Source organism: Zhongshania aliphaticivorans (genome assembly GCF_902705855.1).
GTDB classification, from domain to species: Bacteria; Pseudomonadota; Gammaproteobacteria; order Pseudomonadales; family Spongiibacteraceae; genus Spongiibacter; species Spongiibacter aliphaticivorans_B.
The window spans coordinates 14,321-27,664 of sequence record NZ_CACSIJ010000014.1 but is presented as its reverse complement, the minus strand read 5'-3'; the positions used below and the strand labels follow the sequence as shown (position 1 = coordinate 27,664).

General features: G+C 49.4%; 13 protein-coding genes. 7 read left to right on the top strand and 6 right to left on the bottom strand.

The window, feature by feature from the left end:
* The first annotated feature begins 27 nt into the window (after positions 1 to 27).
* Together GVJ32_RS12145 and GVJ32_RS12140 are read left to right on the top strand one after the other, a co-directional pair.
* Positions 28 to 1,020, top strand: a complete 993-nt coding sequence (locus GVJ32_RS12145) for a DUF7065 domain-containing protein (protein ID WP_159240378.1) — start codon at positions 28 to 30, stop codon at positions 1,018 to 1,020.
* 130 nt (positions 1,021 to 1,150) lie between these two features.
* Positions 1,151 to 1,774 carry a TetR/AcrR family transcriptional regulator gene (locus GVJ32_RS12140; protein ID WP_159240377.1) on the top strand — a complete coding sequence of 208 codons (624 nt, stop codon included), beginning with the start codon at positions 1,151 to 1,153 and terminating at the stop codon, positions 1,772 to 1,774.
* On the opposite strand, the gene GVJ32_RS12135 is transcribed toward GVJ32_RS12140, so the two are convergent.
* A complete protein-coding gene (locus GVJ32_RS12135) occupies positions 1,771 to 2,514 on the bottom strand; it encodes a DUF1461 domain-containing protein (protein WP_159240376.1) in 744 nt (247 codons plus the stop codon). The two genes, GVJ32_RS12140 and GVJ32_RS12135, sit on opposite strands and share 4 nt — an antisense overlap.
* Before the next feature lie 182 nt (positions 2,515 to 2,696).
* Here GVJ32_RS12135 and GVJ32_RS12130 point away from each other — a divergent pair, with 182 nt between their 5' ends.
* From GVJ32_RS12130 to GVJ32_RS12120, 3 genes are all read left to right on the top strand, one after another.
* Positions 2,697 to 3,566, top strand: a complete 870-nt coding sequence (locus GVJ32_RS12130; RefSeq protein WP_235035124.1) for a CPBP family intramembrane glutamic endopeptidase — start codon at positions 2,697 to 2,699, stop codon at positions 3,564 to 3,566.
* Positions 3,567 to 3,710: 144 nt separating this feature from the next.
* A complete protein-coding gene (locus tag GVJ32_RS12125; protein WP_159240375.1) occupies positions 3,711 to 5,168 on the top strand; it encodes an NAD-dependent succinate-semialdehyde dehydrogenase in 1,458 nt (485 codons plus the stop codon).
* Positions 5,169 to 5,387: 219 nt separating this feature from the next.
* Positions 5,388 to 6,056 carry a YoaK family protein gene (locus tag GVJ32_RS12120; protein ID WP_159240374.1) on the top strand — a complete coding sequence of 223 codons (669 nt, stop codon included), beginning with the start codon at positions 5,388 to 5,390 and terminating at the stop codon, positions 6,054 to 6,056.
* Here the strand turns inward: GVJ32_RS12120 and GVJ32_RS12115 are convergent.
* The 5 genes from GVJ32_RS12115 to gshA form a co-directional block, all read right to left on the bottom strand.
* Positions 6,049 to 6,744 (bottom strand): LrgB family protein, encoded by a 696-nt coding sequence (locus GVJ32_RS12115; RefSeq protein ID WP_159240373.1) that lies wholly within the window; start codon positions 6,742 to 6,744, stop codon positions 6,049 to 6,051. The two genes, GVJ32_RS12120 and GVJ32_RS12115, sit on opposite strands and share 8 nt — an antisense overlap.
* Complete coding sequence (locus tag GVJ32_RS12110; RefSeq protein ID WP_159240372.1) at positions 6,741 to 7,088, bottom strand: CidA/LrgA family protein; 348 nt, start codon at positions 7,086 to 7,088, stop codon at positions 6,741 to 6,743. The genes GVJ32_RS12115 and GVJ32_RS12110 overlap by 4 nt, the downstream gene beginning before the upstream one ends.
* Entirely contained in the window at positions 7,088 to 7,582 is a 495-nt protein-coding gene (locus GVJ32_RS12105; RefSeq protein WP_159240371.1) for a disulfide bond formation protein B, read from the bottom strand. The genes GVJ32_RS12110 and GVJ32_RS12105 overlap by 1 nt, the downstream gene beginning before the upstream one ends.
* Before the next feature lie 99 nt (positions 7,583 to 7,681).
* Positions 7,682 to 8,299 (bottom strand): ACP phosphodiesterase, encoded by a 618-nt coding sequence (locus GVJ32_RS12100; protein ID WP_159240370.1) that lies wholly within the window; start codon positions 8,297 to 8,299, stop codon positions 7,682 to 7,684.
* On the bottom strand, positions 8,296 to 9,864 hold the full coding sequence (gene gshA, locus GVJ32_RS12095) for a glutamate--cysteine ligase (protein WP_159240369.1): 1,569 nt from the start codon (positions 9,862 to 9,864) through the stop codon (positions 8,296 to 8,298). Before gshA ends, GVJ32_RS12100 begins: the two co-directional genes overlap by 4 nt.
* A gap of 136 nt (positions 9,865 to 10,000) precedes the next feature.
* Here gshA and GVJ32_RS18355 point away from each other — a divergent pair, with 136 nt between their 5' ends.
* Complete coding sequence (locus GVJ32_RS18355; RefSeq protein WP_159240368.1) at positions 10,001 to 10,897, top strand: Dyp-type peroxidase; 897 nt, start codon at positions 10,001 to 10,003, stop codon at positions 10,895 to 10,897.
* Between the two features lie 203 nt (positions 10,898 to 11,100).
* On the top strand, positions 11,101 to 13,212 hold the full coding sequence (locus GVJ32_RS12085) for a PQQ-dependent dehydrogenase, methanol/ethanol family (RefSeq protein ID WP_159240367.1): 2,112 nt from the start codon (positions 11,101 to 11,103) through the stop codon (positions 13,210 to 13,212).
* Positions 13,213 to 13,344: the final 132 nt, after the last annotated feature.

Below are 13,344 nucleotides of genomic sequence, written 5' to 3'. Positions count from 1 at the left end.
TTCGATACGAATAACTAGGAGACGAATATGATGAAAGTAAGTGACGGGCGCGAACTGCCATTGCTAGACGATAAGGTAAACAATTGGCAGCCCGCTGGCGCAGAGCATAATTGGCAGGACAGTGTTGTGTTGGTGTGGTGGGATGCCGAAAACAAAGTGGGTGGTTTTCATCGTATAGGTCACGAGCCCAATTTTAAAGACGGCCCGAAGATCGCACTGTGGAATCATTTGTGTTCTCCGGACGGCAATTATCGTAAAAATGAGTATTTGGATCTGCGAGATGCCGACCGTTTAGATAATGGTGGCTTTGGCGCGGGAGATACCTGTCGCTACGAGTTTTTGGAAGGTCAGCATGTGTGGACGATAGCAGACGGCGACGTCAGTGCCCGGCTGTCGCATTCGGACTTTCATGCATCGGTTGAATGTTATCCCAAGGATTCAACGGTGTCGGAAGAATTTGCCAATGTACACGCAGATATCCCTGGTCTGGTGACCGGAGACTTAAGCATCGGTGGTAAATCTTACCAAGTAAAAGGCCTGAGCTTTAGAGATCGCGGTTGGGGTCGCCGTGAGTGGGAGTCATTATTAGCGCATCGCTGGGTGGCTGGCACTTTTGGTGAAGATTTTAGCTTTTTGGCGCTATCATGGTATTCGTCAGAAGAGGATATCGCCAGCTTTGGCTGGGTAGTTCGTGGCGACACGGTAACCTACGCAAAGCGTGTGGATATTCTGACTCATGTTGAAGTTGACGGTATGGTCAATCGCGGCGGTAGTGTTCGCTTTGAACTCACCACTGGTGAAGTCTTTGATATTGAATGCCACCGTGCGGCAGAGAAAGCGTTCATTTCCACTCATCACGGTGTATGTTGTGTTGATACCTTGTGCGAAATTAGCTGTGGCGATATGCGTGGCTTCTGTGATTTTGAATCAACGGCAAATATCCAGTGCGGCAAACGTATGCCGACTACTTTTGTGAACGGTGTTTGCCATGATGGCTATCAAGCCATAGAAAAAGTCTGAAACTTCCATATTGTGGGGCATTACCGGCCCCGCATTTTGGGTTCTCGTCCCAGCGTAAAATGTGGTTTATAGTGTTTAGCTTAGCGCTACTATCAGTGAATAATAATATTTGTCTCAATTTGGTTTAAGCATGACAAAACAAGATGAGCTTGGCTCAGGCAAGGGCACACATCGTGGCCCTGCTATTGATATTGACCATGTATTGAACACGGCCGCAAATTTATTTGCGGAGCACGGCTTTGACGGTGTGAGCACCCGAGAAATAGCTAAAGCGTGTGGCTGTAGTTTACCCATTATTTATTACCATTTTTCTAATAAACAAACCCTGTATAACGAAGCCTTTGCGAATCGAATAGAAGACGCCATCGATATCATTCGCGGTCGCCTGTCCGATGAATTGTCCGCCCGCGACCGCCTCAAGCAATTAGTGGCGGGTTTCTTCGATCTGTTTACCCAAGAGCGTTCTTTATTATTATTGGTTCAGCGCGATATTGCTCAAGTCGCTTCTACCCAAGGGCAGTTCCTGTGTCGTCGCCAGCATATCTACTTTATGCGGTTTATTCGGGAGTTGGCCTCTGAGGTTTTAGGCCACGAAGCGGATGCTCATACCGTCTTTACTATTAATGCGATGTTGTTGGGTTATGCGGAGTTCTATCACTTAGTGAATGAGGGTGGAGAAAAATTACCCGGTGAGTCTGATGAGGCGCGCATTGCCGCCCTGCAAGAATCTGTGCTGAGAGTTTTGGGTGTTTAATTGTGGCTTAGTTCACGGCCAATATTGTTTTGAATAAAAACAAGCCCACTATGCAGTAATACAAACGCAAGCAGCGCCAGTATTGCCATGCTGATACCAATATATAAAAACAGATCAGGTGCTTGCATCATTGTCGACATCAGTGATTCTTGATAGAAAAAGAACCATTGGTGATCATCCGGAAAGATCCAGCGGTGCGCCGCGTAAAAAACCTCAACCCAGCCCACAGCTAATACTGCGGCGATTAAACCCACGATTAGCACCGAATTCACAGTGAGTATTTGTTTGTAATTTGGTAGTGGCCACGATCTAAGCGCATATACAGCGATTAGCATGCACCACATTAGCAACATATAGGACTCTAGTTTTTGCGTAAGAGTAATCAAGTTCGCCACGTCTTGCAGGTGTACAATTTCTGCATGATGTAGCAAGGGAATTTGAACATCGGGTTTGGGGGAATAGCGGATATTCCGTAAACCCTCGCCCTGATGGGTGATGGCCTGACATATTTCTTGGAATAGGGTAATTCGCTGTGCACGGTCGGTATCTTCAAAGCCGCTGCGATAGCGATTTTGGGGGCCGGTCTCAGCGATGGTCTCGGCAATACCGATATTGTCGTGCCAAAAGCCATAGAAAAAATCGGCACTCAATAGCACATGCCAGCTTAAGTAGAGGCATAGAATGAGACTCAGGCTACTGTAGAGTAGGGTGCGCAGGGGCAGTAGTAATTTGTGGTGCATGGGCATCGCTGAATCGAGTCTCGTTGCCGATCTTGGCTGGTTATGGACGGCCAACTATAGCATTATAAAAAATATCAGTCTTTGTTAAGCAAATGGCTGGCAGCTGACTGTGGGACGTTTGTAATACAAGTCTGCTAGCATCCCGGAGCGTGACAAGACACATTATTTGCATAGAGTATCTAATGACAAGAACGATAGTATCGCGTGGCTCTGATTTTGTTCGCATGCTGCACCCTAAGCGCATTATGCAGATATTAGATGACATTGATGCGTCATCGCCAAGCTATTCCTTGAATAGACCACAGGCCTTGAGACGTGTGTTTGCAGTACTGGCCTGTGTATCACTGTGTTTGTTGCTAATACATTATCTTAAATACGGCAGTGTGTTTGTAGAGTCATTGCGAATACTCAGCGGCACATTAGAAAAATCGCCCAACTATCTGTATTTACAGCTTCGACAAACAGGGTTTTTAGAGCTTGCTAGTTATGCCTGGTGGACCGTGTGGCATATGGTCGGCTACGTATTCATTCCGGCATTGCTTATTAAATATTTATTTCGCGATAAGCTGATTAATTTTGGATGGCGCTGGAATAGCACTTCTCAGCATTGGCGGGCATATGCCTTGCTGTTATCGCCGATCTTGGTGTTTATTGTTATTGCGTCCTTTAATCGCGAATTTCTGGCGCACTACCCCTTTTACAAACAGGCGGGTAGAAGCTGGTTTGATTTTATCGCGTGGGAAGTCTTGTACTTAACACAATTTATTTGCTTAGAGTTTTTCTTTCGCGGTTTTTTTCTACAGGCATTACGGCCAGCGGTGGGCGCCAATGCGGTGTGGATTATGTGTGTGCCGTATTTGATGATCCACTTCCCTAAACTTTGGCCTGAAGCCTTTGGGGCAATTTCATTTGGCTTATTCCTTGGCATTTTAGCGCTGCGCTCCCGATCAATCTGGGGTGGATTCTTTGTTCACGCGGGCGTAGCTGTAGGTATGGATGTTGCGTCTTTACTTCAGCAGGGGCGAATGCCAAAGGTGTTTTGGCCATTTTAGAACTCCTTTACTACTGTATTGTCAGTGTTAGAAGAGATAGTTAAATCGATCATGAATGCCTTACGATTTGACGGGATTTGATAAATAATATTTATGTTTTTTTGCGCATCTAAAACGACATCATTTTCTATTTGGATATAAATTATGTTATCGCTTAATAAACCTGAATTATTCCGGCAGCAAGCCTATGTAAATGGTCAATGGCTTGACGCCGTGTCTGGCGACACGACTGCGGTTTATAATCCCGCTAACGGCGAGCTGCTTGGCACTATTCCGCGCTTAAGTGAAACCGAAACACGCACGGCAATTGAGTCTGCGGAGCTAGCTTGGGGGCCGTGGAAAAAATTGCCTGCCAAAGAGCGCAGCAGCTATTTGCGTAAATGGTTTAATTTAATTCAAGAGAACGCCGAAGATATTGCCCAGATTATGACCGCCGAGCAGGGTAAGCCTCTTGCTGAATCGCGTGGTGAAGTGCAGTACGCGGCGTCATTTATTGAGTGGTTTTCTGAAGAAGCTAAACGCACCTACGGCGATGTAATTCCAAGTCCCAGCAACGATAAACGCCTAATAGTGGTTAAAGAGCCGGTGGGGGTGTGCGCAGCCATTACGCCGTGGAATTTCCCCGCCGCGATGATCACTAGAAAAGCCGCACCGGCACTGGCAGCGGGCTGCACAATGCTGGTTAAACCTGCCGATGCAACGCCGTTCACGGCCTTGGCGTTAGCAGTATTGGCAGAGGAGGCAGGGATACCTGCTGGGGTGTTAAACGTGCTCACCGGTAAATCGCGGGTGATTGGCGCTGAGTTAACATCTAATTCAAAAGTGCGGAAATTATCCTTCACTGGTTCTACCGAAGTGGGCCGAAAATTAATGGAGCAGTGCGCGCCAACTCTAAAAAAATTGTCTTTGGAGTTGGGGGGTAATGCACCGTTTATCGTGTTCGAGGATGCTGATATTGACGCCGCTGTTGATGGCGCGATGGCGTCTAAGTTTAGAAATACCGGACAAACCTGTGTGTGTACCAATCGTCTTTATGTTCATGACAACGTGTATGACCGCTTTTCAGAAAAACTAGCTAAGGCCGTCGATGCATTAAAGGTCGGCAATGGCACTGATGACGGCGTGTCACAGGGACCGCTTATTAATGAAGACGCGGTGTTAAAAGTAGAGCAGCATATTAGCAATGCCCTTGGTCTAGGTGCGGTGGTGTTAAGTGGTGGTAAGCGCCATACATTAGGGGGCAATTTTTTCGAGCCAACCGTATTGGCGAATGTGACGCAAGATATGTGTATCGCCCACGAAGAAACCTTTGGGCCAGTCGCGCCGATATTTCGTTTTCACAGCGACGATGAAGTCATTCAACTTGCCAACGACACCGAGTTTGGATTGGCGAGCTACTTCTATAGTCGCGATATTGGTCGCGTGTGGAAAGTAGCTGAGGCATTGGAGTACGGTATGGTCGGCATAAACACCGGTCTTATCTCAAATGAAGTTGCGCCTTTTGGTGGCGTGAAGCAATCCGGTTTTGGCCGTGAAGGTTCCCATTACGGCATTGATGAATACCAAGTCGTGAAATACATGTGTATGGGCGGGCTTGAATAATAGACCGTTAAACTAAATTTACGATCCGGCCAGTGATTAAACTAGTCACTGGCCGGATCGTAAATTGTATGAATCGAAATTCCATCAGATACCCTTCTGCTTCTCTAAACATCAATAAAACCTTAGACAGGTTACACTAGGCCAACTCGAACGCATTTCGCCCTGTCGGTACCGATGAGCTATGACTACCGCTAGCAGCATTGGTAAAGAGAATATACTTTGCTATCTAAGTTACCCAAGTGGATTGAATACGGCGCATTTGTTCTAGCACTAGTTGCTGGCTGTATTAACGCGATTGGGCTATTAGGTTTTGAGCATCAGTCGGTATCGCATCTCTCTGGTACGGCTACTCTACTCGGTACCAGTTTTCTTGGTGACTCATTCGAAGCAAGTCTGCATCTTGGCGCTGTTTTAATCGCGTTTTTTGCAGGCGCGTCAATCTCGGGTTTTTTATTACATGGTGGTCGATTAAAACTGGGGCGTCGCTATGATGTTGCACTGCTTTTTGAGGCTGTATTCATTTTTGTATCATTATTTTTATTATCAAAAGGTTATTTTGCCGGGCAGTTGGCAGCGTCTGTGGCCTGCGGTATTCAGAATGCTTTGGCGACGACCTATAGCGGCGCAGTAATACGCACAACCCATTTGACAGGTATCTTTACCGACTTAGGTATTATGCTGGGCTCTGTGCTTAAAGGTGAGAATTTTGATAAAAGAAAGGCTGCACTTTTTACGCATATTATTATTGGTTTTGTACTTGGCGGTACCCTTGGTACGTATCTATTTACCCTGTTTAGATTCCAAGCTTTATTGGTGCCGGGGTTTACGTGCTTGGTCTTAGCCGCTGGCTATCGAGCATATTTAAAAAAGCAAAATACCGTTACATAAACCAGCGTGCTGCAAAGGGCACAAAGATCGCGGTGAACGTACCCGTTAAACACAGCGCTAAACTTGAAAATGCGCCTGCCACGGCGCTGCGCTCAAAGGCTCTAGACGTGCCAATGGCATGCGCGGTAAGGCCAAGGCAAAATCCCCACAACCTGTCGTCTTGAATATCTAATTTATTAAATAACCACGTAATAGTGGTGATGCCCACGACGCCAGTCAGAATGACCGAAGCAACGGCAATGGTGGTGATGCCGCCAAGGTCTTGGGTCACGGTAATGGCGATGGGAGTGGTAATCGATTTGGTGGCAAGCGATAACAAGGTGCCGTGATTAGCACCAAACAACCATGCAATGATCAGTGCCGAAGCCGACGCGAATATAGCGCCGACGGTGACGGTGATGAGCAGTGGCCCCGCCATATTTCTTAATAAATGAAGTTGCCGATAAAGCGGTACGGCTAAGGCCACGGTGGCCGGACCTAATAAAAAAGTAAGCCAATTTATATTTTGATAATAGGCGTGGTAGTCCTGTTGCAACAACATTAAGGCCAGCGCAATTAAGGTGGCGCCGCTAATAGTGGGGTGCAACATGGCGGCGCGACCACTGCGGGTATACAGGAACATTGCACCTTGGTAGGCGAGTAGCGTTAGCGTGATGGCGAATAATGGCCCGTGCATAAGCTCGCTCATGTGCGCTTATTCCGGCCGTGTAAAAAACGAATTAACAAACCACAAAATACCAGCGTGCTCACGGTGCCAAGGGTGACGGCGGCGATAAATGCCGGCCACTGGTCGGCAAAACCTGCACCCAGAAAAAACACCCCGGCGGCGGGTGCCATCAATAGCATGGGTAGTAATTCAATCAGGCGTTGACTGCCGATTTCTAAATCTTTTGGTACATTGCCGTGAATACAAAGGCCAATAAATAACAGCAGCATACCAATCACTGGGCCGGGCAGCGGTAGGCCCAGTGCGCGCTGAATAAATTCACCGAGCAGTTGGCAGCCGACTAAGGTAAGAAAGCCAGCCAGCATTAGCGTTTTAACATGGGTAGGGCGCTGGCAATGGCTGCCAAGCCTAGACCAATAAACGCAAACATCGACCAGTTGGGCATGCTCAGGCCAAACAGTGTCCAGACGATTTCGGCGCAGTTTCCGTCACCTAGCATGAGGGTGCTAAAGGCTTCGCCAAAGGGCAGATTGCTAAACATATATTCTAGGCTGGGGCCGCAGGCGGGGACTTGATCTGGTGGTAGGCTTTGCAGCCAAACTTGGCGATAGGCTACGGAGCCGCCGGCAATGGTGCTGGCCAACATAAAGCCGGCGGCGACATAGCGACCGGTTTGTTGGGGGTTAACGATCAGTGCTATTAACGCCGTGAGTGCGGTGAGCACAAAGCAGGCGCGCTGGGTAATACACAGTGGGCAGGGGTGCAGGCCGTCAAAATACTGGGTGTAAAGCGCGTAGCCGAGAAGGCCGCAGCAGCTGGCGACAATAAAGGCGTAAATCCATCGGGGCGTCAGTGACATAGTGTTTTCTCTCTTCGTAAGCGCCATACAGTAGGGGATTGTGTAAATGCTGACAAGTACGACCTTGGTCGTTGTTGTTGGTGCCAGATGTTATAAATTTTAGCTTGGTAGGGCCTCACTAAATTCTGCAAATAGCTGTGCTTGTAATGCTGGGTATAGCGCGAGGAACTGTTGTTCGATAAAGGGCAGCTGGCGGGCCAGCTCAGGCCCGCAACTACTCAGGGGGTTTTCTCGCGGTATGCGTTTGGCAATCCGCGCGAGCATGCCTTCGATATTATCCCAGTTGTCCATTTTACTGAGCACATCGTATTCCGCCAAAAAACCAATTTGGCGCATTGCTGCACGTGGGTATTGGTCTTTATTTACGAGAATATGCTGATAGCAGTCTTGGGTGAAATTGCCAAGTGGGCTGGGATGAAGATCACCCCAGTGCAGACTTAAGCAGTGGTCAAAACAGACATCCAACATAATGCCGCCGTAGCGGCGATAATTTACGGGTAATACGTTCAAGCATTCTGTTACGCGAGTATGGCTGTCGGTGAGGGCATCGATTCGCCGATGAAGACGAATGCCGACTTCCCACTCTGCAGGATAGTCGCCACGCAGCGGGCCTTTAACAAAATCGCCAAGTAGCCCGCCGATGAGTAGCCCCTGCTGATCTAAGCCAGTGCGGCTCGCGAGCTGCTGGGCTAAATGGAAGTGGGCAAGGTAATTCACAGATCCTGATATTGCATATAAAAGCGGCTGAGGTATTCGTCAAAGCTTTCGTCTTGTTGTTCGGCCTCAACACTTGCCTGCGCAGCGACCGAGGCTTCGCGCATGGCGGCGAAGCGCTGGGTTTCTTCTGCGCTTAGGCCGCGATCACGAAATACCTTGGCGTGTTGCAGAGATTGCTCCATAGCGTAGTGATAATAGCCGTCGTCGCGCTGTTCTAGCTCAGCAACAATTTGTGCCGATGGGGTTAGGCTAACGTCGTGGACTTTGGCAAGTTGCGCTTGGCAGCTTTGGCTGTAAGCGTCAGTGCTGTGTACCGCATCTAGTTGGCCTGCAATACGGCCGATGTCGCCGATTAATCCTTCTGCCCACGCGGCCAATGTTCGAGGACTGCCATCTTGGCTTAGCTCAAGGCCGGGTTCGCGGCCCCTGTTAACGACGCTCAGTAAATTACTGCTGATCTCGGCGTTATGGTCGTCGTCACATGGTGGGCTGTCTTTATACAGGCAATACAGTAAAAAGGCGTCGATAAAGCGAATTTGCTCAGCGTTAATACCCACTGGCAGCATCGGGTTTACATCGATACAGCGCACTTCTATGTATTCCACGCCGCCACGGCGCAGTGCACCCAATGGAATTTCGCCGCTGTCGGTCACGCGCTTGGGGCGAATTGGGCTGTAAAATTCGTTCTCTATTTGCAGTAAGCCAGACGATAACTGCTCGCCGCTGGGAATACTTTCGTAGTCGCTGTGGGAGGTAGTGATGGCGCCTTTTAAGGTTTCTACGTAAAAATCGATATGGTTGTAGCAAATGTGCAGGTTTTTCTGGGCGTCGCTTTGGTAGCCCAGATCACCCATGCGTAGTGAGGTCGAGTGCGGGCCGTATAGTGTGTACTTACCAAGCGGCTGCAGTTGATGTGGCTTGCCGTTTAAAAAGCAGCGTGACACGGCGGGAGCGGCGCCAAATAAATAAATGAGCAGCCAAGCATAGCGGCGGAAATTACGAATCATGCCAAAGTAGTTATTGGTGATGTAAGTCTTGAGTGGCAGCTCGCTATTTTCGGCGGCGTGCAGTTCTTCCCACACCGATTTAGGCAGCGAGAAATTGTAGTGAATACCCGCAATGGTTTGCATTTTGCGGCCGTAGCGATGACCGAGGCCCATGCGGTAGCGGGTTTTCATGGTGGCGGTATTACTGCTGCCAAAGCGGGCGACGGGGATGGCATCGTCGTCTTCGCCTAAGCGACAGGGCATGCTCGCATTCCAAATGGTCTCGTCGCCCAGTTCACTCACCGCAAAGCGGTGGATGGCGTCTAGTTCATTTAGGGTGTCGTCAATCGAGTTGCTGACCGGCGTGATGAATTCCAGCAGCGCTTCAGAGAAATCGGTGGTGATGGACGGGTGCGTGAGCGCCGAGCCAAAAGCGGCGGGGTGATCAGTTTGGGCCAGAATGCCATCTTGGTCTGCTCTTAGGCTTTCTTTCTCGATACCGCGCTGGATCTGTCGTAAAAGATGCTGTCGTGGAGCTGCTGCAAAAAATGCCAGTCTTTGTTCTAGCGATGTGGCCAAAATGGCGTCCTCAGCGGAGCTTGAAAAGGCCGCTAAGTGTAAGTCCGCGCTCGGTTGTGAACAAGCATTGTAGATGACGGGATTGTCATGTTCATAAAGTGCTGATAAAACACTGCACTGGATAAGGAGAACGATAATGTCTGAACCGCAGGCTGGTATTTTTGTTGAAGGAAGTACGTCCCATTTTTTTCTGGAATATAAACTTATTGAGGGCGTTAGCGCCGCGCAGCTAAAGGATGTCTTAGCGAAGGCAGTTGTATTAGGCGATGCCGGTGTTAACCGGGTGTGGAGTTTTGGCGCTGATTGTTGGCGTAGCATCGCGCCTGCAGCCTGCCCAGCCGATTTAAAACCCTTTGTCGCCATTGGCGAAGGCAAGCGTGTTGCGCCGGCAACCCAGCAGGGTATTTTTTTATGGCTGCATGGCGATAATCACAGTGCGAACTTTGATGCGGCGATGATGGCGACCACAGTCTTGGCGTCGGTCGCGGTATTGCAGCTAGAGAAAATAGGCTTTTTGTACAAGGACTCACGGGACCTGTCAGGCTTTATTGACGGCACCGAAAACCCCAAGGGGCGCGGACAACAGCTCGTGGCGCTGATTCCAGACGGAGAGCCAGGCGCAGGCGGCAGCTATGTGATGAGCCAGCAGTGGGTGCATAATTTGGCCTCGTTTCACGCTTTGAGTCAGAGCGAGCAGGAGGGTGTCATTGGTCGTACCAAGCCGGATAGCATCGAGCTGGAAGACGACGTCATGCCAGAAAATTCCCATGTGAGTCGCAGCGATGTGAAAATAAATGGGGTGTCCCAAAAATTATATCGGCGCAGTGTCCCCTATGGCGGTGTGCTAGAACATGGTTTGTATTTTCTGGCATTTAGCTGCGATGTTCGTCGATTCGACCATATTCTACAGAGCATGTTTGGGGTCAGTGGCGACGGTGTTCACGACCATTTGACGGATTTTTCAACACCCGTGAGTGGAAATTACTGGTTTGCGCCATCTGCTGCTGAACTTTCTGCAATAGGCTCTCTCTAATCATTTGAAGTCTCCTACTCTAGGTATATTTGAGCGCTCTTATGAGCGCTCTTTTTTTGCCTGAATTTTGTGAATCCCCGCCGTATTACATGAGTAAAGCCGGTTACCTAGCCGCTAGCCAAAGCACTAAAGGCTTTACAGCTGTGAGTTTGCTTGGCATTGTTTGTTCGCTAAAAGTAATCACCTATTACATGGGGATAATAATGAATAATAAACGACAATCTGCCCTGCGGGCTGCCAGTTTGCTTTGTGCATCTCTGCTTATTTTGGCGTGCGATAAAGCACCTACACAGCCTGACACGAGCGAAGTTACAGTGGCCGGCACCACTCAAGAGTGGAATAAGCACGGCGGCGGCGACGCCGAGCAGCGTTTTTCACCGTTAAATCAAATCACCGCTGAAAATGTCAGTGGACTCGGTTTGGCTTGGGCCTTTGATTTAGGCGTGAGCCGCGGCATTGAAGCCACGCCCTTGGTGGTCGACGGCACTATTTATGTGACCGCGACATGGAATAAGGTATTCGCGCTGGACGCCAAAACTGGTGCGCTGCGCTGGCAATTTGATCCCCAAGTCGACCGTAGCAAGGGCGCAGATTTGTGCTGCGATGCGGTGAATCGTGGGGTCGCGTATGCCGACGGTAAAATCATCACCGGCACGATTGATGGGCGTTTAGTTGCCGTTGACGCCAAAACTGGCAAGAAATTGTGGGATGTTGTCACCATCGATCAAAGCAAACCCTATACCATTACCGGCGCGCCACGAATTGTGAACGGCAAGGCCATTATTGGTAATGGCGGCGCAGAATACGGCGTTCGCGGTTATGTGTCGGCTTACGACATTAGCAATGGCGAGATGCTATGGCGGTTTTATACCGTACCCGGTAATCCAGAGGACGGTGTTGAAAACGAGGCCATGGCCAAAGCGGCCAAAACTTGGAAAGGCGAATGGTGGAAATACGGGGGTGGCGGCACGGCGTGGGATTCGATGGCCTACGATCCCGAGCTAGATTTGCTATACATTGGCGTCGGTAATGGCTCGCCATGGAATCAAAGCATTCGCAGCCCCGGTGGCGGTGATAATTTGTATCTCTCTTCCATCGTTGCGCTGCGCCCCGACACCGGTGAATACGTTTGGCATTATCAAACCACGCCCGGTGAAACTTGGGATTACACCGCCACCCAACACATGATTCTGGCCGAGCTCACTATTGATGGTAAGCCGCGCAAGGTCATTATGCAGGCACCTAAAAATGGCTTCTTCTATGTGATCGACCGTGCGACCGGCGAATTGCTGTCAGCCAAAAATTACGTGCCGGTAAATTGGGCAACGCATATTGATTCAGAAACGGGCAGACCGGTAGAAATACCTGACGCGCGCTGGGGCGATAAGGCACCGTATTTGCAATTGCCAGGGCCATTTGGTGGGCACAATTGGCACCCCATGTCGTTTAACCCTAACACCGGCTTGGTCTATATTCCGGCTTTAGAAGCGCCTTATGTGTATGCGAATGATCAAGGTTTTAAATACCGAGAAGGCGCTTGGAATACCGGTTCTGATAGCGCTATGGGCTCCTTGCCCAGCGGTATTGAACAGTTTAAAGCGGTAAAAGCGGCGGTTAAGGGCCGCCTAATTGCGTGGGACCCAGTGCAGCAGGGACCAGCGTGGCAGGTTGAACACAATAGTCCGTGGAATGGCGGTGTACTGTCTACCGCGGGTGGTTTGGTATTCCAAGGTAATGCCGACGCTAAACTGGTTGCGTATCGTGCTGACAATGGCGAACGCCTGTGGGACTTCTTCGCCCAGACGGGCATTGTTGCGCCGCCCATCAGTTATGAATTAGATGGCGAACAATATATTGCGGTGGCCTCTGGTTGGGGTGGTGTTTTCGCGTTGGTTTACGGCGGTTTATTTCCCGCAGCGAGCGACCCCGGTGTGGGCCGTTTGATGGTGTTTAAGCTTGGCGCTAAGGCAAAATTACCCGCGTTAGCCGATACGGTAGTGGCAAAGCCGACACCGCCTGAATCTACCGCTGACGCGGCAATCATTGCAAAGGGTAAGCACATTTACGACACCAATTGCGTGGTATGTCATGGTGACCACGTCATCTCTAGTGGCTTGATTCCTGATCTACGCTGGTCACCCTTGCTGGTTGCCGACGAGGCCATTGAAACAGTGGTACTTGGTGGCGCCTTAACCTCTCGTGGTATGCCCGCATTTAAGGATGTACTTAGTAAAGATGACGTGAAAATGTTGCGCGCCTATATTATTTCCGCCGCCAACGACGGTTTGGAAGCGAAGTTGGATATTGGAAAATAAATTATTTTCTTAGTGATTTGTCATCACAGTTATAATTTTTTAAATGGCAGAAATTGAAATTAGAACGGCCGGCGTCCACATAGTGAGCGCCTACCTTTCTAGATTAGCGTTGCTAAAAATTCGTTATTGAAC